Origin of the sequence: Actinomadura sp. GTD37 (assembly GCF_041951365.1) — a bacterium.
GTDB lineage: Bacteria > Actinomycetota > Actinomycetes > Streptosporangiales > Streptosporangiaceae > Spirillospora.
In genome coordinates, this window is record NZ_JBGNUS010000001.1 from 1,461,776 (window position 1) to 1,486,983 (window position 25,208).

At 71.7% G+C, this 25,208-nt stretch carries 25 protein-coding genes and 1 pseudogene; 10 read left to right on the forward strand and 16 right to left on the reverse strand.

From position 1 onward, the window contains the following. The 3 genes from ACA511_RS07130 to ACA511_RS07140 are packed head-to-tail and all read right to left on the reverse strand — an operon-like array spanning position 1 to position 2,569. Complete coding sequence (locus ACA511_RS07130) at positions 1 to 783, reverse strand: ABC transporter permease (RefSeq protein WP_375023247.1); 783 nt, start codon at positions 781 to 783, stop codon at positions 1 to 3. Next, complete coding sequence (locus ACA511_RS07135) at positions 780 to 1,610, reverse strand: ABC transporter permease (RefSeq protein WP_375023248.1); 831 nt, start codon at positions 1,608 to 1,610, stop codon at positions 780 to 782. Before ACA511_RS07135 ends, ACA511_RS07130 begins: the two co-directional genes overlap by 4 nt. Continuing rightward, on the reverse strand, positions 1,607 to 2,569 hold the full coding sequence (locus tag ACA511_RS07140) for an ABC transporter substrate-binding protein (protein ID WP_375023249.1): 963 nt from the start codon (positions 2,567 to 2,569) through the stop codon (positions 1,607 to 1,609). The genes ACA511_RS07135 and ACA511_RS07140 overlap by 4 nt, the downstream gene beginning before the upstream one ends. A gap of 257 nt (positions 2,570 to 2,826) precedes the next feature. On the opposite strand from ACA511_RS07140, the gene ACA511_RS07145 reads away from it, so the two are divergent. Further along, the gene (locus ACA511_RS07145) at positions 2,827 to 4,632 is read left to right on the forward strand and encodes a tannase/feruloyl esterase family alpha/beta hydrolase (RefSeq protein WP_375023250.1); all 1,806 of its coding nucleotides are present in this window, start codon (positions 2,827 to 2,829) and stop codon (positions 4,630 to 4,632) included. An 870-nt stretch (positions 4,633 to 5,502) separates the two neighbouring features. Then, entirely contained in the window at positions 5,503 to 7,035 is a 1,533-nt protein-coding gene (locus ACA511_RS07150; protein WP_375023251.1) for an acyl-CoA dehydrogenase family protein, read from the forward strand. 36 nt (positions 7,036 to 7,071) lie between these two features. Here the strand turns inward: ACA511_RS07150 and ACA511_RS07155 are convergent, their stop codons facing one another. The 8 genes from ACA511_RS07155 to ACA511_RS07190 all read right to left on the reverse strand — a co-directional run bounded on the left by ACA511_RS07155 (position 7,072) and on the right by ACA511_RS07190 (position 13,676). After that, positions 7,072 to 7,653: a GAF domain-containing protein gene (locus tag ACA511_RS07155; protein ID WP_375023252.1), complete on the reverse strand. Its 582-nt coding sequence runs from the start codon at positions 7,651 to 7,653 to the stop codon at positions 7,072 to 7,074. Positions 7,654 to 7,672: 19 nt separating this feature from the next. Then, on the reverse strand, positions 7,673 to 8,257 hold the full coding sequence (locus ACA511_RS07160) for an ATP/GTP-binding protein (protein WP_375023253.1): 585 nt from the start codon (positions 8,255 to 8,257) through the stop codon (positions 7,673 to 7,675). Next, a complete protein-coding gene (locus tag ACA511_RS07165; RefSeq protein ID WP_375023254.1) occupies positions 8,238 to 8,603 on the reverse strand; it encodes a DUF742 domain-containing protein in 366 nt (121 codons plus the stop codon). Before ACA511_RS07165 ends, ACA511_RS07160 begins: the two co-directional genes overlap by 20 nt. After that, a complete protein-coding gene (locus ACA511_RS07170) occupies positions 8,600 to 9,031 on the reverse strand; it encodes a roadblock/LC7 domain-containing protein (RefSeq protein ID WP_375023255.1) in 432 nt (143 codons plus the stop codon). The genes ACA511_RS07165 and ACA511_RS07170 overlap by 4 nt, the downstream gene beginning before the upstream one ends. 30 nt (positions 9,032 to 9,061) lie before the next feature. Continuing rightward, complete coding sequence (locus ACA511_RS07175; RefSeq protein ID WP_375023256.1) at positions 9,062 to 10,540, reverse strand: sensor histidine kinase; 1,479 nt, start codon at positions 10,538 to 10,540, stop codon at positions 9,062 to 9,064. A 404-nt stretch (positions 10,541 to 10,944) separates the two neighbouring features. Further along, entirely contained in the window at positions 10,945 to 11,601 is a 657-nt protein-coding gene (locus ACA511_RS07180) for an MOSC domain-containing protein (protein WP_375023257.1), read from the reverse strand. A gap of 55 nt (positions 11,602 to 11,656) precedes the next feature. Then, on the reverse strand, positions 11,657 to 12,409 hold the full coding sequence (locus ACA511_RS07185; RefSeq protein WP_375023258.1) for a TetR/AcrR family transcriptional regulator: 753 nt from the start codon (positions 12,407 to 12,409) through the stop codon (positions 11,657 to 11,659). A gap of 52 nt (positions 12,410 to 12,461) precedes the next feature. After that, positions 12,462 to 13,676 (reverse strand): RNA-guided endonuclease InsQ/TnpB family protein, encoded by a 1,215-nt coding sequence (locus ACA511_RS07190; RefSeq protein ID WP_375023259.1) that lies wholly within the window; start codon positions 13,674 to 13,676, stop codon positions 12,462 to 12,464. A gap of 26 nt (positions 13,677 to 13,702) precedes the next feature. Here ACA511_RS07190 and ACA511_RS07195 point away from each other — a divergent pair. The 6 genes and pseudogenes from ACA511_RS07195 to ACA511_RS07220 all read left to right on the forward strand — a co-directional run. Beyond that, positions 13,703 to 13,936, forward strand: a pseudogene (locus ACA511_RS07195) (ABC transporter permease); the annotation flags it as partial. 182 nt (positions 13,937 to 14,118) lie between these two features. After that, complete coding sequence (locus ACA511_RS07200) at positions 14,119 to 14,682, forward strand: hypothetical protein (protein WP_375023260.1); 564 nt, start codon at positions 14,119 to 14,121, stop codon at positions 14,680 to 14,682. Continuing rightward, on the forward strand, positions 14,682 to 15,290 hold the full coding sequence (locus ACA511_RS07205) for a class F sortase (RefSeq protein WP_375023261.1): 609 nt from the start codon (positions 14,682 to 14,684) through the stop codon (positions 15,288 to 15,290). Before ACA511_RS07200 ends, ACA511_RS07205 begins: the two co-directional genes overlap by 1 nt. A 130-nt stretch (positions 15,291 to 15,420) precedes the next feature. Beyond that, positions 15,421 to 15,777 (forward strand): cupin domain-containing protein, encoded by a 357-nt coding sequence (locus ACA511_RS07210; protein WP_375023262.1) that lies wholly within the window; start codon positions 15,421 to 15,423, stop codon positions 15,775 to 15,777. 178 nt (positions 15,778 to 15,955) lie between these two features. After that, positions 15,956 to 17,047, forward strand: a complete 1,092-nt coding sequence (locus ACA511_RS07215) for an adenosine deaminase (RefSeq protein ID WP_375023263.1) — start codon at positions 15,956 to 15,958, stop codon at positions 17,045 to 17,047. A 7-nt stretch (positions 17,048 to 17,054) separates the two neighbouring features. Next, complete coding sequence (locus ACA511_RS07220; RefSeq protein WP_375023264.1) at positions 17,055 to 17,699, forward strand: PH domain-containing protein; 645 nt, start codon at positions 17,055 to 17,057, stop codon at positions 17,697 to 17,699. A gap of 28 nt (positions 17,700 to 17,727) precedes the next feature. On the opposite strand, the gene ACA511_RS07225 is transcribed toward ACA511_RS07220, so the two are convergent. The 3 genes from ACA511_RS07225 to ACA511_RS07235 all read right to left on the reverse strand — a co-directional run bounded on the left by ACA511_RS07225 (position 17,728) and on the right by ACA511_RS07235 (position 20,661). Further along, positions 17,728 to 19,350 (reverse strand): phospho-sugar mutase, encoded by a 1,623-nt coding sequence (locus tag ACA511_RS07225; RefSeq protein ID WP_375023265.1) that lies wholly within the window; start codon positions 19,348 to 19,350, stop codon positions 17,728 to 17,730. Next, on the reverse strand, positions 19,347 to 20,147 hold the full coding sequence (locus tag ACA511_RS07230) for a purine-nucleoside phosphorylase (protein WP_375023266.1): 801 nt from the start codon (positions 20,145 to 20,147) through the stop codon (positions 19,347 to 19,349). Before ACA511_RS07230 ends, ACA511_RS07225 begins: the two co-directional genes overlap by 4 nt. 61 nt (positions 20,148 to 20,208) lie before the next feature. Continuing rightward, the gene (locus ACA511_RS07235; protein ID WP_375023267.1) at positions 20,209 to 20,661 is read right to left on the reverse strand and encodes a gamma-glutamylcyclotransferase; all 453 of its coding nucleotides are present in this window, start codon (positions 20,659 to 20,661) and stop codon (positions 20,209 to 20,211) included. A gap of 354 nt (positions 20,662 to 21,015) precedes the next feature. Between ACA511_RS07235 and ACA511_RS07240 the strand changes: the two genes are divergently transcribed. Then, positions 21,016 to 22,401 carry an NAD(P)H-quinone dehydrogenase gene (locus ACA511_RS07240; protein WP_375023268.1) on the forward strand — a complete coding sequence of 462 codons (1,386 nt, stop codon included), beginning with the start codon at positions 21,016 to 21,018 and terminating at the stop codon, positions 22,399 to 22,401. A 25-nt stretch (positions 22,402 to 22,426) separates the two neighbouring features. Here ACA511_RS07240 and ACA511_RS07245 read toward each other — a convergent pair whose 3' ends face one another. Beyond that, positions 22,427 to 23,710, reverse strand: coding sequence for an SLC13 family permease (locus ACA511_RS07245; protein ID WP_375023269.1), 1,284 nt, complete (start codon positions 23,708 to 23,710; stop codon positions 22,427 to 22,429). 40 nt (positions 23,711 to 23,750) lie between these two features. After that, positions 23,751 to 24,212, reverse strand: a complete 462-nt coding sequence (locus ACA511_RS07250; protein ID WP_375023270.1) for a CBS domain-containing protein — start codon at positions 24,210 to 24,212, stop codon at positions 23,751 to 23,753. A 304-nt stretch (positions 24,213 to 24,516) separates the two neighbouring features. Between ACA511_RS07250 and ACA511_RS07255 the strand changes: the two genes are divergently transcribed. After that, positions 24,517 to 25,176: a response regulator gene (locus ACA511_RS07255; protein ID WP_375023271.1), complete on the forward strand. Its 660-nt coding sequence runs from the start codon at positions 24,517 to 24,519 to the stop codon at positions 25,174 to 25,176. Positions 25,177 to 25,208: the final 32 nt, after the last annotated feature.

Below are 25,208 nucleotides of genomic sequence, written 5' to 3' on the forward strand. Positions count from 1 at the left end.
TCAACTCTCTCGCTGTGACCGGCGCAGGCCGGTGTACCAGTTCAGCAGCCGGTTCTCCACGAGCTGGAAGACGACCGACAGCGCGATGCCGATCAGGCCGAGCAGGATGATCCCGCTCCACATCTGCGGGATCGAGAAGCTGCGCTGGAACTGGATGATGGTGAAGCCGACGCCGTTGCTCGCCGCGAACATCTCGCTGATCACCATCAGGATGATCCCGATGGACAGCGCCTGCCGCGCCCCGGCGGCGATCTGCGGGCTCGCGCCCCGCAGCACCAGGTGGACGAGCCGCGAGTGCGGGCGCATGCGGTAGCAGCGGGCGGTGTCGCTCAGCACCTCGTCCAGGGCGCGCACGCCCTCCACCGTGTTCAGCAGGATCGGCCAGACGCAGCCGGACACGATGACCAGCACCTTCATCCCGCTGCCGATGCCGGCGAACAGCATCAGAATCGGCACCAGCACCGGCGACGGGATCGCCCGGAAGAACTCCAGCACCGGTTCGAGGAAGGCGCGGAGGGCGCGCACGGAACCGATCGCGACGCCGAGGCCGATGCCGAGCACCAGGGCGATCAGGTAGCCGGCGAGCAGCCGGGCCAGGCTGGGCAGCACGTCGGCGGTGAACCGGCCCTCGAACCAGGTCTCGCCGAACGTGCCGAGGATCTTGCTGAGCGGCGGCCAGAAGAAGTCGGTGCTGTTCGCCGTCGCCGTCCACCATGCCGCGACCAGCAGCACGGGCAGCGTGATGAGCAGCAGGATCCGGCGCACCGCGTCCAGGATGTTCACGAGGCCGCCTCCCGGCGGACGGACGGGTGCCACCGCAGCGCGCGGCGCTCGGTGGTCCGCGCGATCGCGTTGACCGTCACGCCGATCAGGCCGACCACGATGACCAGCGCGTACATCGCCGCGACGGCGCCGGACGTCTGCGCCACCGCGATCTGCCTGCCGAGCCCCGGCGACCCGATGACCAGCTCACCGGTGATCTCCAGGATGAGCGCGACGGCCGCGCTCAGCCGGAAACCCGTCAGGACGTACGGCAGCGCGGTCGGCCAGATCACCGTCCGCACCTGGGTCAGCGGACGGAACCGGTAGGAGCGGGCCGTCTCCCTGGCCACCGGGTCCACGTCCTGCACGCCGTACAGGACCTGCACGAGGACCTGCCAGAAGGACGCGTACACGACCAGCAGGAGCGTCGATCGCATCTCGGTGCCGTACAGCAGCACGGCCAGCGGGATCAGCGCCACCGACGGGATCGGACGCAGGAACTCGATCGTCGAGGACATCGCGGCCCGCAGCAGCGGGACGCCGCCGATGGCGATCCCCAGCACGACGCCGGCGACCGTCGCGATCGCCAGGCCGATCGCCCAGCCGCGCAGCGTCTCCAGCAGTGCCTGCCAGAACGCCGCCGTCCCGGCCTGGTCGGCCAGCGCGGAGACCATCGCGCTGAACGGCGGCAGGAAGCGCTCCTCCACCAGGCCCGTCCGGGGCGCCGCCTCGACCACCGCCGTCAGGCAGACGAGCCCGGCGAGGCCGAAGGCCCAGGCGGGCGGGGGGCGGTGACGGCGTCCGCCCCGGCCGCGCCCCGCCGCGTTCGCCGTCACCGCCGCCGTCACGGAAGCAGGTCCTTGACGTCCGGGGCCGTCTTGATCAGCCCGTCCTGGACGGCCAGCTTCGCCAGGGTCTCCAGGGACGCCGCGTTGACCTCGGTCGGGTACTTCGGCAGCGTCAGCGAGCCGGTCAGCGCCGAGTCGATCTTGGTGTACTCGAGGAGGACCTTGCGGACCGCGTCGGGGTTCTCGTCGGCGTACTTCAGCGACTTCTGCATCGCCGCGGCGAACTTCTTGACCAGCTCGGGCTTGGAGCCCGCGGTCTTCTGCGAGGTGAAGTAGCCGGCGATCGTCAGGCCGGGCGCGGTGTCCACGTAGTTGGACGCGATCACCCTGTCGCCGTTCTTCTTCGCCGTGGCGAGAAACGGCTCGACGACCTGGACCGCGTCGACGTTGCCCTTCTCCAGCGCGGCGAGCATGTCCGGGAACGCCAGCTCGGTGAACTTGACGTTCTTCGCGTCCCCGCCGGCGGCCTTGATCGACGCCCGGACGGTGGTGTCGTTGATGTTGTTCAGGGTGTTGACCGCGACCCGCTTGCCCGCGAGGTCCTTGGCCGACTTGATCGGGCTGTCCGCCTTGACGACCACGCCGCCGAAGTCCTTGCCCTGGACGCCGGTCGAGCCCGCGCCGGGCGCGACGACCTTGAGCGGCAGGTCCTTGGACCTGGCGATGATCAGCGACGTGAAGTTGCTGAACCCGAAGTCGACCTGCCCGCTGACGACGGCGGGCACGATCGCCGCGCCGCCCTGGGCGGACTGGAGCTCCAGCTTCAGGCCCTGCTCGGCGAAGAAGCCCTGCTGGTCCCCGAGGTAGATCGGCGCCACGTCGACGATGGGGATGACGCTGACCTTCACCGTGGTGGGGCCGTCGCCGGACGCGTCGTCGGAGGAGTCCCCGCCCCCGCACGCGGCGGTGAGGAGGAGCACTGAGGCGGCGGCGGCCAGGGCCGCGCGGAATCTGATCACGGTGGTTCTCCAGGGGCGTCGGTCGAGGGGTGGGGCCGGCGCTCGCCCGACCGGACGACGCCGCTGGCGTGCCGTGATGCTACGAATTCGCAGACGAGATTGTCAACAATTTGTGCGCCGAAGTAGCCACCAGAACTTTCTCCAGATTGTTGACATTTTCGTGGACGTCGCTCACCGTTGACCCCGGCCGAGGCGGTGCCCGGCCGTGGTGGCGCCAGGACGACGGCGCCCCCGCCCATCCGAGGAGGCGGTACCCCATGCACGGGTTCTTCGATCGGGGCAGGACGTCCGGGGCGGGCCGCGCCGGCCGCGCGCACGGCAGGCCCGGCCCGGCGGTCGGCGCGCTGCTCGCACCGGCCATGCTGCTGGCCCTCGTGCTGGCCCTCGTGCCCGCCTGGACGGCGGGCGGCACGGCCGAGGCGTCCCCCCGGCCCCGGGCGTTCACCGCGGCGGGGCTCGCCGACCTGCCCGCGCTCAAGCCGCGGATGGACTGCGCCGGCCTGGTCGGCCTCAAGCTGGACGGCGTCACCGACGCACCGGTCACGATCACGTCCGCGACCGTCTCGACGGCGGGCGCGCCGGCCCCGTACTGCGACGTCCGGGGGACCATCGCCCCGGCGAACACCATCGTCATGCGCCTGCCCGTCAACGGCTGGACGCAGCGCTACGTGCAGACGGGCTGCGGCGGCGAGTGCGGCAGCTCGAACATCAACTACACGCAGGCGGCGACGTGCCCGCCGATCGCGGACGGCACCGTCGCCGGCGCGACGACCGATATGGGCCACCAGGGCTCGCCCGACGGGTCCTGGGCGGCGCGGAACCCGCAGGCGCAGATCGACTTCGCCTACCGGGGCGTCCACGTGACGGCGGAGGTCGCCAAGGCCGTCATCGCCAGGTTCTACGGACGCTCCCCGGCCTACTCCTACTTCAACGGCTGCTCCGACGGCGGCCGCGAGGGGCTGATGGAGGCCCAGCGGTACCCCGGCGACTTCGACGGCATCGCCGCCGGCGCGCCCGCGAACAACATGGTCGTGCAGAACACCTTCCACCACGCGTGGAACGTCCTGACCAACCTGGACGAGGACGGCCGGTACATCCTGCTCGCGGGCAGGCTCCCGCTCGTGCACGACGCCGTCATGGCGCGCTGCGACGCGCTGGACGGGCTGAAGGACGGCCTGCTCGGCGACCCGCGCCGCTGCGACTTCGACCCGGCGACGCTGGTGTGCGCGTCCGGGCAGAACCCGTCGACGTGCCTGTCCAAGGCCGAGGCCGCCGTCGTCCGCCGCCTGCACGACGGAGCGGTCGACGACCACGGCCGCAGGCTGGAGCCCGAGATCTCCCACGAATGGGGATCCGAACTCGAATGGACGCTGTTCGTGCCGGCGGCTCAGGGGCAGACGGTCGGCAGCGAAAGGTTCGTCCTGTCCTTCGCGCGCTACCTGGCCTACACGAACAAGGTCGATCCCGACTGGCGGCTCTCCGACCTGAAGTTCACGGCGAAGTCGTTCTGGAAGACGGTGCAGTCCTCCAGCTACCTCTCCGCCATGGACCCGGACCTCGGGCGCTTCGCGCGCGGCGGCGGCAAGCTCCTGCTCTGGCACGGCTGGAACGACCAGCACATCTCACCGCAGAGCACGCTCGCGTACCACGACGCCATGCGCAAGACGATGCGCGAGCGGGCCACCGACGCGTTCTCCCGGCTCTACCTCTTCCCCGGCGTCGCGCACTGCGGCGGCGGGGACGGCCCGAACACCTTCGACGTCCTCACCCCCGTGATGGCGTGGGCGGAGAGCGGCCGGGCGCCCGGAAAGATCATCGCGTCGGACGCCGTCCGGACCCGGCCCGTCTACCCCTATCCCGCGGTCGCGCGCTACGACGGCACGGGCAGCGCCGACGACGCGGCCAACTTCGCGCCCCACACCCCGCGCGGGACGGCGCGTCCGGCCTACCACTGGCTCGGCGAGCGGCTCTACTCCCACGGCTACCAGACCTGGTGCATGGCGAAGGGCACGGAACTCGCGTGCAGGCCGGAGCAGACCTGGCTCACACGACGCACCCACTAAGAACTGGGTGAAGCGCGCTGCGGGTCGGTCGGGGACCGATCGATCCGCGGCGCGTTTCGTGCGTCGGCGGGTGCGCGTCCCCGTCGTCCGAGCCGTCCCGGAATCGCGGGTTGAACCCGGCCGGGGCCAGAACAAACGGCACTGCAAGGCAGTAGATATCGACGATTCCTTCGGTGAAGGCGTTTTTCGGTTGGTGATCGACAATTCGAGGGACGGGACGCGTCGAGACCCGTCCATGGCGGTGGGCGCCCGCACTTGTCGGTGACCGGCACTCCGAGTCAGGCGTCCTGTGATGGGGGCCGCGCTATCGCCGCAGGTAGGGGGTTGTAACTGATCAGAACGCCGGGCCGAGGCCCGGCGTTGTTTTCGCTTGACGCGAAAAAAGCCCCGCCGCCCGCGTATTGCGCGTGCCGCGGGGCCGCCCGTCCGCCGCCTCGTCCATGGGTGTCGCGCGCGACGTGCTTTTCGATCGGCGATCACCGGCTGAGCTGCAAATTCTTCAAAGGTGCACCCGCTCGCCCGCCGCCCCGGACGGGAGTTCGGCCGGGCCGGGCCCGCCGGCCGGCGGAAACCTCAAGGTCCACCCCGCGCAGGGGCGTAGACATTAACCTCATTACTCTCCTACTGCTCAATTGATACCGCAAGCACGCGCGCAACATCGGTCACAGATCATCCCATCTTGGCTGATTACGGTCAGCCAAGGACGCCTTGCGTCCCGTGATCGTTCGTTTCAGTATGTCGTGAGAGTCTCACGTGACCGATTTGGAGAGGGGGTCCGCATGGTCGGCTGAACAGTCGATCGGGCATCAGCGCGCTTTCAACAGACGACTTCCCCCTGCACTGCCACGCCGACCTGTAAGAGCGGACACCATGACGAATGCTCTCCAATCCCTGTCGACGAACGAATTCATCGCCGGTATTGAGGCCATCGCCCCCCGATTCGACACCGCCACCTACCCGCAGCAGAATCTCCCGGCCGACGACTGGACACTGCTGACGCGGGCCGGCGTCCTGCTCCCGACACTGCCGAAGGAGTACGGCGGCCGCGACAGCCACGTCGAGATGTGCCGGGTCGTGGAGGCCGTCTCGGAGTGGAACCTGCCCCTCGGCATGTACATCACGGTCATCACGGGCGTGGCCTTGCGGCCCATCGCCCTCTGGGGCGGGGACGAGGCCAAGCGGGAGGTGCTGCCCCAGTACGCGGGCGGCGACCCCATGATCGCCGGTTTCGCCTCCACCGAGCCCGGCTGCGGCTCCGCCATGTCCGCCATGACCACCACGTTCCAGGAGGTCGAGGACGGCTACCGGATCCGCGGCCGCAAGCACTGGCAGGCGTTCAGCTCCAGCGCCCACTGGTGGCTGGTCAGCGCGAAGAACGACGAGCACGGCCGCGAGTACGGCTACTTCATCGTCAAGCGCAGCGAGGGGTTCCGCACCCTGCGGCCGTACGAGCCGCTCGGCCTCAAAGTGATCGACTACGGGCTCAACGAGATCGACGTCGTCGTCCCCCGGCACCGGCGGATCCAGGCGGAGGGCCGCAACCTGCGCCCCATGGTGGAGATGCTCATGGCGTCGCGCGCCATGATGGCGGCGATGGGCTGCGGGTTCCTGCGCCGCATCAGCCGCGAGGCGCACGCCTACGCCGACGCGCGCGAGATCGGGCCCGGCCCGCAGTCGGCGATCCGGTTCGTCCGCTACCGGCTGGCGGCGATCGACACGTCCTACACCGTGTGCGCGGCGCTCAACGACTACCTCCAGACGCGGCTGGACATGAAGGCCGACATGATCGGCGCGTTCCCGGCCGTGCAGGCCATCAAGACGGTCGCCACCGAGCGGATGCTCAGCGCGGCGCACCACTACCAGCAGCTCGCCGGGGGCGAGGGGTACCGCTGCGGATCGCCCACCAACATCTCCGCGCAGGCGTTCCTCGACGCCCGCGTCTACACGATCTTCGACGGCACCAACGACCTGCTCAGCCAGCAGCTCACCGAGTACTGCCTCGCCAGGACCGACGGCCTGCCGCTCAGCAAGTTCCTGGCCGAGTGGCCGCTCACGGCGTCCGCGATCACCTCGCAGGGCCTGGACCTCGGCTTCCTCGACCGGGACCTGCGGCAGGAGCACCTGGTCCTGGCGGGCCGGGCCATCGCCTACGCGTTCGCGATCGGGCAGGTCATGCGGTGGGCGGCGAAGTCCGGCGCGGACGCGGGCCAGGCACGGGCCGCGATCGAGTTCCTCAAGGCCGACATCGCCGGGGTCGCGACGGAGTTCGGCCTGCTGTCCTCGGGCGTGCTCGGCATCGAGGACGGCGCCGTCCCGCCCCCGGCCGGGGTGCGGCTCTCGCGGTCCGTGCCGGTGCCCGCGCCCGCGCCCGCCGAGGCGTGCGCCGCGCCGGCCGAGACGTGACGCGCGAAACGGCGACGCGCGGAACGGCGGCGCGCGTCAGCCCAGCAGGTCCTCGCGGCGGCGGATCAGCCGCGTCAGCTCCGCCGCCCCCTCCTTGATCAGGTTCAGCCCGGGATGACCCCACGGGCGCGGCTCGGTGTCGATGATGCAGATGGTGCCCAGAGTCGTGCCCGTGCGGTCGATGAGCGGGGCCCCGACGTACGTCCGGATGCCCAGCTTGTCGACGACCGGGTTGCCGGCGAAACGCGGGTAGTCGCACACGTCGTCCAGGACGAGCGCCTTGCGCCGCACCACGACGTGCGGGCAGTAGCCGTGGTCGAGCGGCACCTCGCGGCCCAGCTGGACGGCGCCGGCCGGATCGGCGCCCGGGTCCTGCGGGGCGTACAGGCCGGCGAGGAACTGCCGGTCCGTGACGAAGTTGACCATCGCGAACGGCGGGACGCCGGTGCCGATGAGATGCCGGGCGGCCTCGGCGAGGTCGCGGGCGAAGGCGTCGAACTCGGGGTCGGCCTCCCGCCCCAGCCCGAGCTCCCGCAGCCGCGCGACGCGCTGGGGGACATCGTGGTCGACGGGGGTCAGCAGGTGGCCGGCGGGCTCGTACAGGGGCTCGTGCGTCACGGGGGACTCCAGGAGGTCGTCAGGCGGACGTGGCGGGAACGGCGGCGATGAGGTGCCGGATCAGCGCCCTCAGCACCGAGGTGGCGGAGCGGCGGTCCCGCGCGTCGCACAGCACGATCGGCACGCGCGGGTCGAGTTCGAGGGCGGCGCGCACCTCGTCCGGCTCGTAGCGGAACGCGCCGTCGAACTGGTTCACCGCGACGAGGAACCGGGTGCCCCGGTTCTCGAAGAAGTCGACGGCTTCGAAGCAGGCGTCCAGGCGGCGGGTGTCGGCGAGGATGACGGCGCCGAGCGCGCCGGCGCACAGCTCGTCCCACATGAACCAGAAGCGCTGCTGGCCGGGCGTGCCGAACAGGTACAGCACGATGTCGTGCTGGGAGATCGTGATCCGGCCGAAGTCGAGCGCGACGGTGGTCGTGGACTTGTGCTCCACCCCGCCGAGGTCGTCGACGCCGACGCTGGCGGTGGTGATGAGCTCCTCGGTGCTCAGCGGTTCGATCTCGCTCGCCGCGCCGACGAACGTCGTCTTCCCGACGCCGAACCCGCCCGCGACGAGGATCTTGACCTGAGTGGGGAACACCTCATCAGGCTCGTTGTAGGCCATCGAGCAGCTTCTCCAAAAGGTCTCGGTCGGTGAGATCCGCGACGGGGCGCGGCGCCCGGGTGGTCATGGCCCGCCAGTGCACCAGGTCGGCGAGCAGGACCTTGGTGACCGCCACGGGGAGCCGCAGATGCGCCGCGACCTCGGCGACCGAGGTCGGCGCGCGGCACAGGGCGAGCGCCTTGGCGTGCTCCGGGGCCATGCCGACGGGGTCGGCGCCGGTGGTCACCACCAGGGACAGCAGGTCCAGCTCGACGGCCGGGCGGGTGCGCCCGGAGATCACCGCGTACGGGCGTACCAGCGGGCCGGCGTCGTCGTCGAGCCAGACGTCGTCGTCGCCGGCCGTCATGGCGACCTGTTCGGATCGCTCATGGCCGCCGCCCGCGTCGCGGTGTCGAGGAAGGGCCGGACGGACTTGATCAGCCGCGCCATCTCGAACCCGACGACGGCCGGGTCGGCCTCCCCCTTCGCGAGCACCGCCAGGACGGAGTTGAAGCCGGCCCAGGAGATGAACAGCTGGCTGGACTTGAGCTCGGTCACGACCTGCCGGACCTCGTTGCTGCCGTCGAACTTCGTGCCCGCGCTGCGGGCGATGGAGAACAGGCCGGAGGCGAGCGCCGCGAGCTGCTCCGCGCTGGCGCGGTCGAAGCCGTGGGCGGCTTTCAGCATGCCGTCGGAGGACAGCAGCACGCTGCCGCGGATGACCGGAACCTCCTCGCCCAGTCCCCGCAGCAGCCAAGCAAGATCCTGAGCCTGGTTCGGGGAGACAGCACTCAATGGACGCTCCTTATCGCTGGTGGTGGTTCGTCAGCCCGTGGCTTCGGGGCCGTCCGCGGCGCCGTCGCTCTCTTCGGCGCCGCGCACCCCGCGCTTGAACGCCGCCATGAGACCGGGGTTGTGCTCGACGTCGTCGTCCTGCTGCTGCTGCGGTGCGGGGGGATCGACCAGCTCGGGCGCCAGGTTCGCCTGCACCCGGCGGCGCGGCAGGGACGGCCGCTCACCGCTCTGCGCCGGGTCGGGGAGGGCGGGCTCCGCGCCGGGGGACTGCGGGGCGGGCCGCGGCGCGGGCGCGGCGGGACGCGCGGCCGGTTGCGCGGCGGACGAGGCCATCGCCGCGCCCGCGCCCACCGGGACGGGCTCGGGGCGCGCGGGGCGGGCCTGCGGCTGAGCCTGCGGCGCGGCCTCGGCCTCCTCCTCTTCCTTGCCGACCATGTCCTTCGGGACGACGACGACGGCCTGCGTGCCGCCGTAGAGGTTGTCCTGGAGCTGGACGCGGACGCCGTGCCGGCGGGCGAGCGCGGCGACGACGAGGAGCCCGATGCGCCCCTCCTGGAGGAGGTCGCCGGTGCCGGCCCGGTCGGGGTCGGTGAGCACCTCGTTCAGCCGCCGCCGGTCCTCCTTCGGGATGCCGAGGCCGCGGTCCTCCACCTCGATGGCCAGGCCCGCGCTCACGGTGTCGACGCGGATCAGCACCTGGGTGTGCGGCGGGGCGAAGCGGGTGGCGTTCTCGATGAGCTCGGCGAGCAGGTGGACGACGTCCGCGACCGCGCCGCCGTGCAGGGTCCCCTCGACGGGCGGCACCACCTTGACCCGGTTGTAGTGCTCGACCTCGGCGATGGCCGAGCGCAGCACCTCGTAGACCGTCACCGGGCGGCTCCACTGGCGGCGCGACGCGGCGCCGCCGATCACGGCGAGGCTCTCGGCCTGGCGCCGCATGCGGGTGCTGAGGTGGTCGACCCTGAACAGCCCCTTGAGGAGGTCGGGGTCCTCGACCTGGTTCTCCAGCTCGTCGAGCCCCTGGATGGCCCGGTGCGTCAGCGACTGCATCCGCCGGGCGAGGTTGACGAAGACGTCGACCCGCCGGTCGGCGCCGGAGTCCCGGGCGGCGGCGTCCAGCACGGCGTTCCACGCCTCGCCCTGCGCCTGCCGCAGCTCGTACGCGAGCCGGACGAACGGGTCGTTGGACTCGGTGGCGGGGAAGTCGTCGCTGCGGGGCGCGGTCTCGCCGGCGTTGACCCGCTCCACCAGCTCCCGCAGGCCCTGCCGGCCGCGCGCGATCGAGAACCACAGCTCGCCGAGCCGCCGCTGCACGTCCTCGTGGCCGCGGACGGACGACCGGGCGTTCTGCCGGTCCAGCCGGCGGGTCGCCGTGTCCGCCGCGAACACGGCCGCCGCCAGCGTGAGGACGGCTCCCACGGCGGCCGCGGCCAGCACGAGCTGCGCCCGCCGCGTCACCGTGTCGCCGCTGTACAGCACGGCCGCGGCGGCGACTCCGAGCCCCGCCACAACGGCCGCGGGAAGGACGGAGATGCACAGGTGAAAGGACCGCACATTGCTGTGGCGACGCGTCCCGCGGGTCGGATTCCGGCCATGCCGCGGGAATTCCTGGCGCTCGGCGTCGGCAGCAGGTTCGGAGTAAACAGGCATCGGCGTCCTCAGTGCGGTCGGCGGCAGGTCACATTACTGAGTAAGGCGTGCTCTTACCGGCACAGTCCGTATCTAGGCTGGCACAACGCACCATCGGACAAGCGTGGATTGCTGAGATTCCAGCGAGACCGGACCAGTTTCACCTAACCCGTCCCTTGGTGCCCAATTAGCCCGAATCACCCCAAATGTACGCCCGTAATGAGAATCCCCGGCCTTGCCGCCTGACGTGCCGAAACGATCCGCGCCGGAATCCTCCCCGCCGCTCAGCGGCCGGTATCCGAGCGCTTGCGCGCCACGTCCCGCACGTAGTGCGGGAGCGCCTCGATCGGGACCAGCCGCGGCAGAAGGCCGGGCTCGGTGGTGAGGGCGCGGAACGACATCGCCACGGTCACGCCGTGGCCGGGGCGGTGCGCGAGCTCGACGGCGTCGCCGGCCCGGATCTCGCCGGGCTCGATCACCCGCAGGTAGGCGCCGGGCCGCGCCGCCCGGGTGAACCGCTTGATCCAGCCCGCCTCGTCCAGCCAGCCCTGGAAGGTCCCGCAGGGGATCCGGGGGCAGCTCACTTCCAGGAGGACGTCCGGGCCCACCCGCCACCGCTCGCCGATCAGCGCGCCGTTGACGTCGCCCCCGGCCGTGGTGAGGTTCTCGCCGAAGACGCCGTCGGGCAGCGGCCTGCCCAGCTCGCCCTGCCAGTAGTCGAGGTCCTCGCGCGCGTAGGCGTAGACGGCCTGGTCGGCCCCGCCGTGACTCCGCACGTCATGGACGCGGTCGCCCGCCAGGCCGACCTCGCCCGTCCCCTCGGACTCCGGCGCCGCGACCGGCACCGGGCCGTCGACCGGACGCTTGTCGATGCCGGTCAGCGTGCTCGTCTTCCACGGGTTGGTCCGGGGCCGTCCGATATTGACCGAGAGCAGTTTCACCCGACGACGGTACGAAGCCCGCCTTCCCCGCGCGAACGGTTTTCCTCGGCCGGCCTCAGCCCAGGTGGGCCGCGAACCCGTCGTGGAGGCGGGCCAGTCCGAACTCGAAGAGCTGTTCGTGGGAGAAGTCGAAGACGTCGTCGGCCAGGACGGCCATGGTGGGGAAGTCCCCGCTGTTCAGGGCGTTGACGAGGGTCGGTTCCTGGGCGGCCCAGAAGTCCTCGTTGCTGACGCCCGTGCGGGCCTCGGCGCGGCGCTCGTTGATGTACCGGCGCGCGACGCCCTCCACGTAGTCGTTCTGGACGCTGATCATCATGAGCAGGGTCCGGTCGGCCACGCCCATGGGACGCAGCCGGGCGACGAGCCGGTCCAGGCCGCGCATGGCGTTGGGGCCGAGGAGCGGGCGGCTCTGGTCGACGAACGGGTACCAGGGGTGGTCGAGGCACAGCCGCCAGTGGCGCCCGGCCTCGGCCGCGAGGATCTCGCGCCAGCCGCCCTCCTCGTCCTCCCGGACCTCCTCGGGGACGTCGACGACATGGTCGAGCATGAGGTCGAGCAATTCGCTCTTGCCGGGGACGTAGCGGTAGAGCGACATGGTCCCGACGCCCAGGCGCGTCGCGATCGAGCGCATGGACAGGGCGTCGAGGCCCTCGGTCCGCGCGAGTTCGTCGGCGACCTCGACGGCGGCGGCGACGATCCGGTCGAGGGTGAGCGCGGGCGGGCGGCCGCGCGGCGGCCGGGTCGTGTCGCCCCACAGCAGCTTCAGGCTCCGCCCGAGGTCGCGGCCGTCGCCGTGCTCCGTCGTCATCGTCCGTCCTGGTCTCCGGTGCGCGGCGGCGTGGGGGATTCCAACTTGTCCCCTACGCGGGCAGGAGTACAGGTTGAGGTTCGCGGTTCACCGGCCGGGCCACCGCCCCGCCTCCCCGCGCGGCCACCGTGCGTCCCACGGCGGTGTCTTTGATGTTGCGGGCGGCGTTGACGTCGGCGTTGTCCTGGTGCCCGCAGGCCGTGCACCGGAACACCGCTTGGCTCTTGCGGTTGTCCCGGGCGCGGTGCCCGCAGGTGTTGCAGGTCTGCGACGTGTACGCCGGGTCGACCCGGCGTACGGGGGCCTTGTGCTCAAGCCGGGTGACCAGTCGGCCCCACCCGTTGGCCAGGATCGAGCGGTTGAGCCCCGCCTTGGCACGGACGTTGGTGCCGGGGGCTTCGATGGTGCCCTTGGCGGAGCGGGTCATGGCGTGTACGTCCAGGTCCTCGACGGCGATGACGTCGAAGCGGCGCGCCAGATCTGTCGAGGTCTTCTCCGCCCAGTCCTTGCGGCGGTCGGTCTCACGCGCTTTGAGCCGGGCTATGGCGACCTTGACGCGGGCGCGACGGTTCGACCCCCGACGGGCGCGGTCCAGTCGACGCAGCAGCCGGTGCAGCCGCTCGGCCTCACCCGGCGTCAACCCCGGCACTGTGCGCATTTCGCCCGTGGACAGCGCGGCCGACACCGCCACGCCCCGGTCGACGCCCACCGCCTCACCGCTGCCGGGCGCGGGCACCGGGTCGGGGACGTGCGCGAACGCGACATGCCAGCGTCCGGCGCGGTCGCGGGTCACCCGGAACGACTTCACCCCGCTGGGCACGGGCCGCGACCAGCGCAACCGCACCCACCCCACCTTCGGCACCCGCACCTCACCCACACGACGTGACAATCGCCGTACCTCCCAGGCACGGCCGCGCGCCCCCACGATCCGGAACCCCTCACGCACTCCGGCCTTACGCCACGTCGGGCGCCGGTGCGTGCCCGCGAAGAAGTTCGCCATTGCCTGGGCGAAGTCCCTGAGCGCCTGCTGCACCGTCTGCGAACCGGCCGCCAGCCACCCGAACGCAGCCCGGGCCTCGGTCAACTGGCGGGCCTGAGCGACATACCCCGGCGCCGGGCCCCGCCCCGGACGCCACCACGCCTGCTGCTCCACTGCCAGATTCCACACGAACCGGGCATGCCCGCAATGCTCCAGTAACCCCGCCTCCTGAGCAGGGGTCGGATACAACCGGTACCGGGACACGCTCCGCAACCTACCGAACGCCACCGGTGGCGCTCCCGTTCTCGATGATTTCCAGCGCGTTCGTGGCGCCGTCCCTGATGCCGGACTGGCTGGGCGCGGTCGCGCGGTGGAATCCGGTGTCCTCGGCGGTGACGGCGTCCCGGGAGCTGTTCGGCGATCCGGCCGCGGCCGGCGACACCTGGGTCGAGCAGAACGCGCTGCTGATGGCGGTCGTGTGGCCGATCGCGATCACGGCGGTCTTCCTGCCGCTTGCGGTCCGGCGCTACCGCCGGCTGAGCCGCTGACGGCCTCGAATGTGACGGCTATCACACCAACTTTCGGCCGCCGAATTTCGATCATGCCGTCATTGGAAATTGTTTGAAGACCCCCGAACCGAACGGCTTCCTGCCTCATCGTATGAAGGCATAAGGGGGCACGGTGCCAGGGCTGAAAGTCGAGTAAGCCGCCGTGTCGTAATGGGGAGAAGATGCGACTCGGAAAGGCGACCGTTTTCGGTCTCGTTCTCGGCGGCATGACGATCGGCCTGGCCGCGCCCGCGATGGCCGACGACGGGGACGTGGTCGTCCAGCCGAGCCAGGCCCGTCCCGGCCAGCAGGTCACCGTCGTCGGGAAGAAGTGCCAGGTGGACGGCGAGGCCGGCTCGCTGGCCTTCGTGGGCGGGGCCGTCCCGCTGAACGGCGCCGAGGAGGTCGACGGCCGGGCGGGCCTGGCCACGGTCAAGCCGGACACGGTCCCGGGCGACTACACCGTGCAGGTGCGCTGCGGCACGCACAGGTCGGTCGGGTACCTCAAGGTGCTGGACGCCAAGACGGCCCCGAAGACCTCGCAGCCCGCCCCGGGCGGCACGGCGCGTCCGACGCCGATGGGCAGCACGCACCCGACCCCGTCCGGCGGGGCCAAGACGGGCTTCGGCGGCGCCTCCGGGCACGGCGGGCTCGTCGTCCTGGCCGGCGGCGCGCTCATGCTGGTGGGCGCGGTCGGCACCGCCGGCGCCGCCCACCGGCGCCGGCGGAGCGACACGGACGCCTGATGACGCGACTCCTGTGGGCGGTGGCGGCGGTGCTGCTGGCGGCCGGGCTGACGACCGTGGGCCTCGGCCTGCGCGGTCCGGACGGCCCGCCGCGACCGCCCGCGTGGGCGGCGGCGACCCGGCCCGCCGGCCACGGCGGGCCGGTGCTGCCGCGCTCGGCGCCGGTCCTGGTGGCCGTCCCGTCGATCGGGGTGCGCGCTCCGCTGACCGGCCTCGGCCTCGATCCCGACGGCTCCGTCCAGGTGCCCGCGGCCGACCGTCCGGGCGAGGCGGGCTGGTACGACCGCGGGCCCGCCCCGGGGGAGCGCGGCGCCGCCGTGATCCTGGGCCATGTCGACTCCCCGAAGGGGGCCGCGGTCTTCTACGACCTCGGCCGGCTGCGTCCCGGGCGCCGCGTCGAGGTCACCCGCGCCGACGGCCGCGTGGCCGTGTTCACCGTCGAGTCCGTGGAGCGGGTCGCCAAGGACCGCTTCCCCACCGAGCGCGTGTACGGCCCCCTCGACCACCCCGGACTCCGCCTGGTCACCTGCGGCGGCTCGTTCGACCGGAAGCAGCACAGCTACCGCGACAACATCATCGTCTACGCCGCCCAGACGTCCGTCCGGTAGTGCTCGGCGCGATGCCGGACACCCAGTCCCGACATCGGCGCCGACCCCCGCCGAGATGGCCCGCTGGACTTCTTGACGCAGGTCAGCCGCAGTGCAAGCGTGAAAAGTGATGGTGAGAGGGGGACTCGTCATGACAGAGATCAAGAGCATCGAGAAGCCGGACGACCGGCGCGACTTCCCTAGGGGCCACCTGGAGGTGGTCAACCTCAGCGGCCTCGTCTTCGGGAAGGCGACGTTCGAGCCCGGCTGGCGGTGGACGGAGTCCGTGAAGGACATCGCGGGCACCGACCTGTGCGAAGTCCACCACAACGGTTATGTCGTCGAGGGGCGGATGCGCGTCCGGATGCAGGACGGCTCCGAAGGCGAGGTCGGCCCCGGGGACGTGTTCGTCCTGGAGCCGGGGCATGACGCCTGGGTCGTCGGAGACGAGCCCTGCGTCATGTTCGACTTCGCGGGCGGCATGGGCGACTACGCGAAAGCCCGCTGACCTGTGAGCCCGGGCGGGAACGCCCGGTGATCGATCGCGGCCGGCGGGACGCAGGGGAACGCCCGCCGGCCGCACCCTGTGCGGGCCGCCCGCACCTCCACCCCGCCCCGCGGACAGGCCGGCCCTTCTGGCGAGAGTTGACGACGTGGGACGGGGCGCCGCCGGGTAGGTTCGAATGATGAACGAGCGGCCGACTCTCGAGGACATCCGGCGCGCGCCGAAGGTGCTGCTGCACGACCATCTGGACGGCGGGCTCCGGCCCGCGACCATCATCGAGCTGGCGCGGGAGACCGGGTACGCCGACCTGCCCGCCGCCGACGCGGACGGCCTGGGGACGTGGTTCGAGGAGGCGTCCAACTCGGGGTCGCTGGAGCGGTACCTGGAGACGTTCTCGCACACCGTCGGGGTGATGCAGACCGTCGACGCGCTCACGCGGGTCGCCTACGAATGCGGGGAGGACCTCGCGAACGACGGCGTCGTCTACGCGGAGGTCCGGTACGCGCCGGAGCAGCATCTCAGCATGGGGCTGACGCTGGAGCAGGTCGTCGAGGCCGTCCTGGACGGGTTCGCGCGGGCCCGCGCGGACTTCGGCGTCCGGGTCGGGACGCTGGTCACGGCGATGCGGCACCAGGCGCGCAGCATGGAGATCGCGGAGCTGGCCGTCCGGTACCGCGACCTCGGGGTCGTCGGGTTCGACATCGCGGGCGCCGAGGCCGGGTACCCGCCGACCCGGCACCTGGACGCGTTCGAGTACCTGCAGCGGGAGAACGCGCACTTCACCATCCACGCCGGCGAGGGGTTCGGGCTGCCGTCGATCTGGCAGGCGATCCAGTGGTGCGGCGCCGACCGGCTCGGCCACGGCGTGCGGATCATCGACGACATCGAGGCGGACGGCGACGACGCGCGGCTCGGCCGGCTCGCCGGCTACGTCCGGGACAAGCGGATCCCGCTGGAGATGTGCCCGACGTCCAACATCCAGACGGGCGCGGCGAAGTCGATCGCCGAGCACCCGATCGGGCTGCTGCGCCGGCTCAGCTTCCGCGTCACCGTCAACACCGACAACCGGCTGATGGGCGGGACGTCGCTGTCGCAGGAGTTCGCCAGGCTCACCGAGGCGTTCGGCTACGGGTGGGACGACCTGCAGTGGTTCACGGTGAACGCGATGAAGTCGGCGTTCGTGCCGTTCAACGAGCGGCTCGAACTGATCAACGGGGTGATCAAGCCGGGCTTCGCCCAGCTCAAGTGGAGCGGCGCCAGGCCACTGGCATGATCGAGCCATGACCATTCGCTCCACCGGCGGCCGCGTCGCCGCGTACGCGTGGTTCGTGTTCGCCGGGCTCAACTTCGTGGACCTGTTCGTCGGCATCACCGGTGACCCCGACTACTCGCCGACGACGTTCACGATCGCGCTTCTGCTGCTGCTCGGCTGCGGGATCGCCTACACGGTCGGGCTGCGTCCCGCGATCGTCGCGGACGAGGAGACGCTCACGGTCCGCAACCCGCTGCGGGACGTCCGCGCGCCGTGGGCGGCGATCCGCGGCATCGAGGCGCGGAACGCGGTGACGGTGCGTTTCACCGGCGCGGACGGGGCGGAACTGGTGACCCGCGCCTGGGTGCACCAGACGTCTCCGCGCGCCCAGGCCAAGGCGGAGGCGCGCGCGCAGAAGGAGGCGCGCAAGGCCCAGGGCCCGGGCCTCGACCTGCGGGGGCGGACGCCCACAGGGTTCGCCGCCCGGCAGCTCAACGAGATGCGCGACCGGCACCGTCCGAAGGCCAAGTCGGGCGCACCCGACAAGGCCGCCGCGGCCAAGACGGAGCCGCCTGCGCGGGGCACGATCACCTGGTCGATCCCGGCCCTGGCCGCCCTCGTCGCCCCCCTGGCCGCCCTGATAGCGATCATCGTCTACGCGACGGTCGGCTGACTGCCCCCTGCCTGCCGCGCGGGACGTGTCAGGCGAGGGCGGCGGACAGGGCGGCGTGGAGGGCTTGCAAGTCGGTGGCGGCGCGCGCGCGGACCTCGGTGATGTCCCCGTCGACCGGGAGGACGACCTCCAAGTAGCACTTGAGCTTCGGTTCCGTCCCGGAAGGGCGGATCACCACCCGCGCGCCACCGGACAGGCGGAGGCGGAGCCCGTCCGTGGGCGGGAGGCCGTCCGCGCCGTCGGCCAGGTCGTCGAACGATTCGACCGGACGTCCGGCCAGCTCGCTCGGCGGGGCGGCGCGGAGGCGGGTCATGGCGGCGGTGATCAGGGAGAGGTCGTCCACCCTGATCGAGAGCTGCGACGTGGCGTGCAGGCCGTGCTCGCGGGCCTGCGCGTCCAGGAGGTCGAGCAGCGTGCGGCCGTCGCGTTTCGCGGCGGCCGCGAGGGCCGCGACGGCGAGGGCGGCGCCGATGCCGTCCTTGTCGTCGACGAGGACGCCCCGGTCGTCGCCGACGCTGTAGCCGAGCGCCTCCTCGTAGCCGAACACGAGCCGGTCCGGCGGGCCGCCCGCCTTCATGATCCACTTGAAGCCGGTGAGCGACTCGGCGAAGCGGACGCGGTGCGCGGCGGCGACCGAGCGCAGCAGCGACGACGACACGATCGTGGTGACGACCAGGCGGTCCGCGCCGGTGGTGTGCCGCAGGACGTGCTCGGCGAGCAGCCCGCCGACCTCGTCCCCGGTCAGCGTCCGCCAGCCGGACGGGGACGGGACGGCGACGGCGCAGCGGTCCGCGTCCGGGTCGTTGGCGATCACCAGGTCGGCGCCGCGGGCGCCGGCGAGCGCGAGCGCCAGATCGAGCGCGCCCGGTTCCTCCGGGTTCGGGAACGCGACGGTCGGGAAGTCGGGGTCGGGGTCCGCCTGCTCGGGGACGACGACCGGGGCGGGGAACCCGGCCCGGTCGAACGCCGCGAGGAGGACGTCGCGGCCGACGCCGTGCATCGGCGTGTAGACGATCGAGATGTCGCGGTCGCCGCCGAGGCGCAGCGACGACACCGCGTCCAGGTACAGGCCCGCGCCCTGGTGGACGGGCCAGCCCGCGCCGAGCGGCAGTTCGTCCACGCGTCCGACGGCGTCGATCGCGGCGGAGATCTCGGCGTCCACCGGCGGGACGATCTGCGCCCCGTCCGACCAGTAGACCTTGTAGCCGTTGTCACGCGGCGGGTTGTGGCTGGCCGTCACCATGACGCCCGCCACGATGTCGTCGAACGCCCGGGTGAAATGGGCCAGGACCGGCGTCGGGACGGGCTCGGCGAACACCTCCGGCCGCAGTCCGGCGCCGCTGAGCACGGCCGCGGTGTCGTCGGCGAACCGGCGCGAGCCGTGCCGCGCGTCGAAGCCGATGATCACGCGCCCGCCTGCGGGGAGGCGGGCGGCCAGCCCGGCGGCGGCCCGCATGACCGTCACCCGGTTCATCCGGTTCGGGCCGGCGCCCAGCTCGCCCCGCAGCCCGGCCGTCCCGAACTCCAGGCGGGAGCCGAACCGGGAGGCGAGCGCGTCGTCGTCGTCCAGGATCGCGCGGAGTTCGGCGCGGGTCTCCGGATCCGGGTCCTGCGCCAGCCATTCCTCGGCGCGCGCGCGGAGGTCGCTCACAGCTTCGCCAGGACGGTCGCGAGGAGCGTGCCCATGCGCCCGGCGGACGCGCGCCCCGCCGCGAGGACCTCCTCGTGGTCGAGCGGCTCGTCCGACAGCCCGGCCGCGATGTTGGTGACGAGGGAGATCCCGAGGACGTCCGCGCCGCCCTGCCGCGCCGCGATCGTCTCCAGCACGGTCGACATGCCGATCATGTCGGCGCCCAGCGTGCGCAGCATCCGGATCTCGGCGGGCGTCTCGTAGGTCGGGCCGCGGAACGCCGCGTACACGCCCTCCCGCAGCGTCGGGTCGACCTCCTTGGCGAGGGTCCGCAGCCGTCCCGAGTACGCCTCGGTCAGGTCCAGGAACGCCGCGCCGGTGAGCGGGTTCGCGCCCGACAGGTTCAGGTGGTCGGAGATGAGCACGGGGTCGCCGACGCTCTGGTGCTCGGGCCGCAGCCCGCCCGCCGCGTTCGTCAGCACCAGCGTCGTCACCCCGGCGGCGAGGGCCGTCCGGACGGGGTGCACCACGGCGTCGACGCCGCGTCCCTCGTACAGGTGCGTCCGGCCGAGGAACACCAGCGCGCGGCGCCCGCCGGCCTCGACGACCCGGATCTTCCCGGCGTGCCCCTCCACGGCGGGGGGCGCGAAGCCGGGCAGGTCGGTGACCGTCACTTCGGCGACGGGCTCGCCAAGCCGGTCGGCCGCCGGAACCCAGCCGGAACCCATGACGAGGGCGGCGTCGAAAGAGTCGATGGACGTGCGGTCGCGGAGCGCGTCCGCGGCGTCCCGCGCCAGTGCAAAAGCGTCGTTGCTCACATCGCCGACACTACCGCCGGGCCGCTCGTGGCCTGCCGCGCCGCCCGGCGGCCCGGACCCGTCAGTCGCCGATCGACTTGCAGGGGCGGGTGCGCAGTTCCTTGACGTAGTCGTCGGGCGCTCCGGCCTTCTCCGCGGCGTCCGCGAGGATGCCGAGATAGCGCGCGGAGGGGAGCCCGCCCTCGTAGTCGTCCAGGACGTACATCCAGCACAGGGCGTCGCCGTCCAGCGTATGCACGCGGACCCGGGTCTTGCGGTAGACGCCGAGCGCTGCCCCCTCCCAGGCGTCGAGTTCCTTCTCGTCCCAGGCGGGCACGTCGTACATGACGACGAAGATCTGCTCGGAGTCGTCCTCGACGACCGTCGCCAGAGCCCCGTCCCAGCCCTTGTCCTGCCCCCCGAAGGTCAGTCGCCATCCGGCGAGCCAGCCGGTGCCGCGCATGGGCGAATGCGGAGCCCGGCTCGCCATCTGCTCGGGATCCATGTTGGAGGCGTACGCCGCGTACAGTGCCACGTTGGCCAAGGCTACGCCACGCTTTGGCCGGGGGTGTGGGGGTTGCCCCCCACAATGACGCGCCACGCTTTGGGCGGGGGTGTGGGGGTTGCCCCCCACAGTGACGCGCCACGCTTTGGGCGGGGGTGTGGGGGTTGCCCCCCACAGTGACGCGCCACGCTTTGAGTGGGGGTGTGGGGGTTGCCCCCCACAATGACGCGCGACGCTTTGGCGGGGGTGTGGGGGTTGCCCCCACAGTGACGCGCGACGCTTTGGGCGGGGGTGTGGGGGTTGCCCCCCACAGTGACGCGCCACGTGGGGGTCGGGGTGCGGGGCGGGACTTTTCACTGCCTGGAGTAGGAAACAATGGAAGATGTGACCCGCATCGTGATAATCGGAGGAGGCCCGGGCGGTTACGAGGCCGCGCTCGTCGCGGCTCAGCTCGGCGCGGACGTGACCGTCATCGAACGGGACGGTCCCGGCGGCGCCTGCGTGCTCACCGACTGCGTGCCCTCCAAGACGCTCATCGCCACCTCGACCCGTATGGCGGTCATGTCGGAGTCGACGGTCCTCGGGCTGCGCTTCAACGGCGGCCCGGACGGGATCGTCGGCGCCCTGGAGGCCGACATGGCCGAGGTCAACAAGCGCGTGAAGGACCTCGCGCGGGCCCAGTCGTTCGACGTCGCCGAACGGCTCGCCTACGAGGAGGTCAAGATCGTCCGCGGGGAGGCGCGGCTCGTGGAGCCGCACGTCGTCGCCGTCGGCGACCGGCGCATCCGGGCCGACATCGTGCTCATCGCGACGGGCGCGACGCCGCGCGTGCTGCCGGGCGCCGAGCCGGACGGCGAGCGCATCCTGAACTGGCGCCAGCTGTACGACCTGCCCGCGCTCCCCGAGGACCTGATCGTCGTCGGGTCCGGCGTGACGGGCGCCGAGCTGGCCGGGGCCTACCTGTCGCTCGGTTCCAACGTCACGCTGGTGTCCTCGCGCGACCGCATCCTCCCGAGCGAGGACGCCGACGCCGCCTCGGTGCTGCAGGAGGTCTTCCTGCGGCGCGGGATGAACGTCATGTCGCGGTCCCGTGCCGCGGGCGTGGAGCGCTCCGGCGAGGGCGTGATCGTCACGCTGGAGGACGGGACGAAGATCGAGGGCTCGCACTGCCTGATGACGGTCGGGATGGTGCCGAACACCACCGGGATCGGCCTGGAGGAGATCGGCGTGCGGTGCGACGCGCGCGGTTTCGTGGAGGTCGACAAGGTGTCGCGGACGTCCGTCCCGCACATCTACGCGTCCGGCGACTGCACGGGCGTGCTCATGCTGGCGTCCGTCGCGGGCATGCAGGGGCGCATCGCGATGTGGCACGCGCTGGGGGAGGCGGTGCAGCCGCTCAAGCTGGGCTGGGTCGCGTCCAACATCTTCACCGACCCCGAGGTCGCCTCGGTGGGCGTGACGCAGCAGATGGTCGACTCGGGGGACGTCAACGCCCGGACGGTCATGCTGCCGCTGTTCACCAACGCGCGCGCCAAGATGCAGGGCTTCGAGGACGGTTTCGTGAAGGTGTTCTGCCGTCCGTCCACGGGGATCGTGCTCGGCGGCGTCATCGTGGCTCCGCGCGCGAGCGAGCTGATCCTGGGCGTGTCGATCGCCGTCCAGCAGCACCTGACCGTCGACCAGGTCGCGCACACGTTCGCGGTGTACCCGTCGCTGTCGGGCAGCATCACCGAGGCGTCCCGGCGGCTGATGGCCGAGCACGCCTACTAGAGGACGTGCCCGGCCGGGCGCGGCGCTAGAAGTAGCGCAACGCCACGTACACCCACGCCATCAGGGTGCTCAGCACCGTGACGATGATTCCGTAGCGGGTGAACTGCCAGAAACTGATCGGGTTGCCGGTCCGCGCGGCGATGCCGATCGCGACGACGTTGGCGCTCGCCGCGACGGCGGTGCCGTTGCCGCCGAAGTCGGCGCCCAGCGCGAACGACCACCAGAGCGCCTCCGCGGTCGTCGCGTCGGGGGCTCCCGCCGCCATCCCCTCCACGATCGGCGCCATCGTCGCCGTGTAGGGGATGTTGTCGAAGAACGCGCCGAGCACGGCGGACCCGAACAGCAGGCTGGTCGCGGCGACGAAGTAGTTGTCGCCGACGGTGTCCGCCGCCCAGGTGCCGATCGCCTCGATGACGCCCGTGTGCCCGAGGCCGGAGACCATCACGAACAGGCCGACGAAGAAGATCAGCACCGGCCACTCGACCTCCGCCAGGACGTCGGAGACCTCGACCCGCGACACGAGCAGCATGACGCCCGCGCCGAGCAGGGCGACGATCGACGGCTCCATGTGCAGCACCGAGTGCAGCATGAACCCGACGACGACGAGCCCGAGGACGATCAGGCACCGGACGAGCAGCGCCGGGTCCGTGATCGCCTTGCGCTCGTCCAGCGACATCACCTCGGCGACGTACCGCTCGTCGTACTTGAACGACTTGCGGAACAGCACCCGCGCCAGCAGCACGAACGCGACGAAGACGACCACCACGATCGGCGCCATGTGGACGAGGAAGTCGTTGAACGTCAGCCCCGCCCGGCTGGCGATGATGATGTTCGGCGGGTCCCCGATGAGCGTCGAGGCGCCGCCGATGTTGGACGCGAGCACCTCGGCGATCAGATACGGGTGCGCCGGGATCCGCAGCCGGTTGCAGACCACGACCGTCACCGGCGCCACCAGCATGATCGTGGTGACGTTGTCCAGGAACGGCGAGGCGACCGCGGTGATGGCCATGAGCATCACCAGCAGCCGGTAGGGCCTGCCCTTCGAGCGTTTGGCCGCCCAGATCGCCAGGTAGTCGAACAGTCCGGTGCCCTTGATGATCCCAACGATGATCATCATGCCGAGCAGCAGGAAGATGACGTTCCAGTCGATCCCGTCGTGCTCGGAGAAGAACACCCCGGCGCCGGGGGTGAGCCCCAGCACCGTCATGGCGCCGGCCGCGATCAGGACGACCTTGACCTTGTCGACCTTCTCGGTGGCGATGAAGAAGAACGCGACGACGAAGATGGCGAGCGCCGCCACCGCCGTCATCGCGGGACTCCCGCCCGGCCGCCGCCGGGCCGTGCGTCAATCAGTCGTCGTCGGGCCTGGTCAGCGCCAGCGCCGACAGCAGCCGGTCGAGGATGACCGCGCCGGTGAGGAGCCCGGCGTCGTCCACCACGGCGACCAGGGGGCTGCGCTGCCGCGCCATGAGCGTGGCGAGCTCCAGCAGGGTCGCGGACGATTTCACGATGACCGGGCGGGGAGTGTGCGTGCCGAGGCAGTCGCCCACTTTCCTGTCGCGGATCTCGTGCCAGAAGACGTCCGCATGGGCCTCGTCCACGGCCCGGGTCAGCGCCGGGTCCTCCTGGTAGGCGACGGGCACCGCCAGCCGCAGCACCTGCGTGCCGGGCAGGACCAGACGGGGGCGCTGCGCCTCGTCCACGACGATCAGTCCGGGCAGACGGCCGAGGGCCATGACCTGTATCGCGTGCGCGATCGAGTCGTCGCGCGTCACGGTCGGCACCTTTATGGCGATGTCCCGCGCTTGCATGTCGTCCTTTCGGCTTCCGGAAAGCCTGGCTCTTCGAGTTGATAGATTCCTCCTCCTGACGCCGGGGGCGACTCCGTCGCAAGACGGCCTCCGCGGCGCTTTCGGCGGGTGGCGATGCCCGCCGCTCATTCGCTGTGCCATGTGTCCGCCCCTTTCGCGTACGCTGTCCAGTCTTTGCGGCGGCGCCCCGGCCCTATATCGGGGAAGCCCCCCATATCGGCGCCGTGGACTGTGTATTCGCAGGTGGAGGAGAGTGCTTCGCGGCGCCCGAGCCTAGGATGTACGGGAGACCGGAGGTGATCGGGTGCACACGCGCGAGTCCGCCACCCGGATACTGCTCGCCGACGATCACGCGCTGGTGCGCCGCGGGCTGCGGCTGATCCTGGACGCGGAGCCCGACATGACCGTGGTCGCGGAGGCGTCGGACGGGGCGGAGGCCGTCGACGCGCTCGCCGCCGGCGGCGTCGACCTGGCGATCCTCGACATCGCGATGCCGCGCATGACGGGCCTGCAGGCCGCGCGGGAGATCGCCCGGCGGTTCCCCACCGTCCGCATGCTGATCCTGTCGATGTACGACAACGAGCAGTACCTGTTCGAGGCGCTGAAGTCGGGCGCGTCCGGCTACGTGCTGAAGTCCGTCGCCGACCGCGACCTGCTGCACGCCGTCCGCGCCGCGATGCGCGGGGAGCCGTTCCTGTACCCGGGGGCGGTGACCGCGCTGATCCGCGAGTACCTCGGCCGGGACCGCGACGGCGACGGCCCCGGCAGCATCCTCACCCCGCGCGAGGAGGAGGTCATCAAGCTGATCGCGGAGGGGTACTCGTCGAAGCGGATCGCGGAGACGCTCACGATCAGCGTGAAGACCGTCGACCGGCACCGCGCGAACATCCTCGGCAAGCTCGGCATGCGCGACCGGCTGGAGCTGACGAAGTACGCGATCAGGGTCGGCCTCGTCGAGCCCTGACCGCCCGAGGCGGGCCCAGCCGCCCGCGGCGG

Bases quoted from the DNA above. Each gene is read 5' to 3' on its own strand.
- ACA511_RS07145 (WP_375023250.1), top strand. From the start codon at position 2,827: ATGCACGGGTTCTTCGATCGGGGCAGGACGTCCGGGGCGGGCCGCGCC.
- ACA511_RS07150 (WP_375023251.1), top strand. From the start codon at position 5,503: ATGACGAATGCTCTCCAATCCCTGTCGACGAACGAATTCATCGCCGGT.
- ACA511_RS07160 (WP_375023253.1), bottom strand. From the start codon at position 8,257: ATGGCCTACAACGAGCCTGATGAGGTGTTCCCCACTCAGGTCAAGATC.
- ACA511_RS07165 (WP_375023254.1), bottom strand. From the start codon at position 8,603: ATGACGGCCGGCGACGACGACGTCTGGCTCGACGACGACGCCGGCCCG.
- ACA511_RS07185 (WP_375023258.1), bottom strand. From the start codon at position 12,409: ATGACGACGGAGCACGGCGACGGCCGCGACCTCGGGCGGAGCCTGAAG.
- ACA511_RS07200 (WP_375023260.1), top strand. From the start codon at position 14,119: ATGCGACTCGGAAAGGCGACCGTTTTCGGTCTCGTTCTCGGCGGCATG.
- ACA511_RS07205 (WP_375023261.1), top strand. From the start codon at position 14,682: ATGACGCGACTCCTGTGGGCGGTGGCGGCGGTGCTGCTGGCGGCCGGG.
- ACA511_RS07210 (WP_375023262.1), top strand. From the start codon at position 15,421: ATGACAGAGATCAAGAGCATCGAGAAGCCGGACGACCGGCGCGACTTC.
- ACA511_RS07215 (WP_375023263.1), top strand. From the start codon at position 15,956: ATGAACGAGCGGCCGACTCTCGAGGACATCCGGCGCGCGCCGAAGGTG.
- ACA511_RS07220 (WP_375023264.1), top strand. From the start codon at position 17,055: ATGACCATTCGCTCCACCGGCGGCCGCGTCGCCGCGTACGCGTGGTTC.
- ACA511_RS07245 (WP_375023269.1), bottom strand. From the start codon at position 23,710: ATGACGGCGGTGGCGGCGCTCGCCATCTTCGTCGTCGCGTTCTTCTTC.
- ACA511_RS07250 (WP_375023270.1), bottom strand. From the start codon at position 24,212: ATGCAAGCGCGGGACATCGCCATAAAGGTGCCGACCGTGACGCGCGAC.